Annotated in this window: 3 protein-coding genes; all 3 read left to right on the forward strand. The window is 42.4% G+C overall.

Features of this window, described 5'->3' with window-relative positions:
* Window positions 1-1,161: ABC transporter substrate-binding protein (locus F6K20_RS34035; RefSeq protein ID WP_287297730.1), on the forward strand; the 1,161-nt coding region annotated here is incomplete at its 5' end.
* Between the two features lie 120 nt (window positions 1,162-1,281).
* Window positions 1,282-2,121, forward strand: coding sequence for a carbohydrate ABC transporter permease (locus F6K20_RS34040; RefSeq protein ID WP_438941759.1), 840 nt, complete (start codon window positions 1,282-1,284; stop codon window positions 2,119-2,121).
* Between the two features lie 14 nt (window positions 2,122-2,135).
* Window positions 2,136-2,467 (forward strand): ABC transporter permease family protein (locus F6K20_RS34045; protein WP_502708912.1); only part of this gene is annotated, 332 nt, incomplete at its 3' end.

A 2,467-nucleotide genomic window follows, 5' to 3' on the forward strand; every position in this document is an offset into this window, starting at 1 on the left:
TCCCTCAGCGGCTGGCAGAGCAGCCCGGAGGAAAAACAGCTCCTTGAGCAGGTACTGAGGGAGTTTGAAGCATCACATCCTGGCATAAAAGTCAAGTTTGAAGTCATCACTGACCAATATATGGATGTCATTAAGACTCGGTTGATTGGTGATGCTGCTCCTGATGTCTTCTATGTAGACGCCCTAGATGCTCCCTTACTCATGACTCATGGAGTCTTGGAGCCTCTTGATGATTACATCACCGAGGACCTAGATTTAGATGACTTTGCTCCCCATCTCTCGGAAGCCTTCCAATCCTTAGGCAAAACCTACGGATTGCCTAAGGATTTTACAACCCTTGCCCTTTTCTACAATAAAAAATATTTCGCTCAACTCAGTATAACCGACCCTCCCCAAACCTGGGAAGAGTTAGAGGACTATGCCAATAAATTGACCAGGGATAGAACTCACAATGGCAGGGTTGACCTATATGGGTTGGGCATCACCCCAGAACTCTCTCGTCACTACTTCATGATCAAAGCCTTTGGTGGTGAGTTAGTTGACCAGAAGGGCAAGGCTGTCTTCGCGACTCGCCAAAGCCTATCAGGTCTAACGCCTTTGATGGATATGTATCGACAAAACCACTCTGCTGCCCTAGCCTCAGACGTTGGAGCTAGTTCTGGGAGCGAAATGTTTGGCCAAGGGAAGGCAGCAATGGTTATTGAAGGTAGCTATGCGATTCCTTACCTACAACAGACATTTCCCAAGATTGAGTTTGCCACTGCGGAAGTTCCCAGTATCGGTAACCACAAAGGAAGCATGGTTTATACCGTTGCTTATGTCATGAACAAGCAAGCTAAAAATAAAGAGGCTGCCTGGGAACTGATTTCCTATTTGACTGGCAAGGAAGGGATGAAAGCTTGGGCGAAGGGAGGACTGGCAATCCCGGCTCGGAAATCGGTCATATCAGAACTTGGCTATGAACAGAATCCTCTGTACACCCCCTTTATCAAGGGTGCTGAGTACGCCACGATTTGGCAAGGGGATGAAAAATTGCCAATATTTATGACCCATTTCGACAATCAGTTTCTTAGTGCTTTACTGGGTGAGCAATCCTTGAAGTCAGCCATGAAAAAAGCACAACAAACTGCTAACAAAGAAATTCAAGCGAGTAACTACTAAAAAATGTCACTAGCTAAAGCTAAACTTGGAGTTGACCAAAACGTCAAATCGAGGGATGTCAAATTGAAGGGATTTTGGCAGAAAGCCAAAGTTAGGGAAGCTATATCTGGCTACCTCTTCATGGCTCCTACTATTCTAGTTTTAGGAACCTTTTTGATTGCACCAATTATCTATGCAATCTTCCTTTCCTTCCATAAAGTTGAGATTTTAGGAGGGCTGAGTTACCGATTTGTTGAGTTAAAAAATTTCCTTCGTACCTTTGAGGATGAGCGAGTTTGGATTGCGCTCAAAAATACAATTGAGTATGTCATTATTGTTGTTCCTTGTCAAACAATCCTGGCTCTGGTTTTAGCTCTAGTCCTCAATAAAGAAATTAAAGGAAAAAAATGGTTCAGGATTATTTTCTTTCTACCGACTGTCACTTCCTCAGCGGTTTTAACCCTGATATTTATCTGGATTTATAATTCTAATGGTCTACTTAATGGATTACTAGACTTCTTCGGTTTACCGACCTATAACTGGCTAGGAGACCCAAGTGTGGCGCTCAAATCCATTATGATTATGAATATTTGGTCTACAGCACCGTTTTTCATGGTGATTTACCTGGCAGCGCTGCAAGATATACCTAGGTCCGTTTATGAGGCGGCAAAACTTGATGGTGCCAATGAGTTCGATCAATTCATAAATATTACTGTGCCTTTACTCAAGCCAGTTACATTTTTCGTTATGGTTATGGGTGTCATCGGTACATTTCAGTTATTCGACCAGTCTTACATCTTCTCGGGTGGCACCGGTGGTCCAAACAACTCAACCCTGACGGTTGTGCTTCTGATCTACCAGTATGCGTTTAGAAGTCTGGATATGGGTTATGCCGCTGCACTGGCATTAATGTTAGCTGGTGTAATTCTAGTAACAACACTGATTCAACGCGGCTTCTTTAGAGAAGAAAAAGTGAATTAGGAGATCAAATAAGAGTGAATAATTTTCGTTGGATCAGAGGGATATTTTATAGCATTCTTATCCTCTATGCCATTATTACGTTTTTACCTTTTGCTTGGGCTTTATCAGCCTCATTTAAACCCCTTGAGGAAATTATCGCTGGCGGTTTGAATTTTATACCCCATGATTTTACCGTCGATAACTACCGCAATATTTTCATTGAATCCCCTTTGTTTGGGCGCTGGTTTTTAAACAGTGTCTTGGTTGGTGTTTGTGTAACAGGGTTGAATATTATATTTAACTCAATGGCAGGTTATGCCTTAGCCAGAGTTAAGTTTCCAGGTAATTCATTATTGTTGGGAATAAT

The sequence above is a fragment of the Moorena sp. SIO2C4 genome (assembly GCF_010672485.1).
Taxonomy (GTDB): domain Bacteria; phylum Cyanobacteriota; class Cyanobacteriia; order Cyanobacteriales; family Coleofasciculaceae; genus Moorena; species Moorena producens.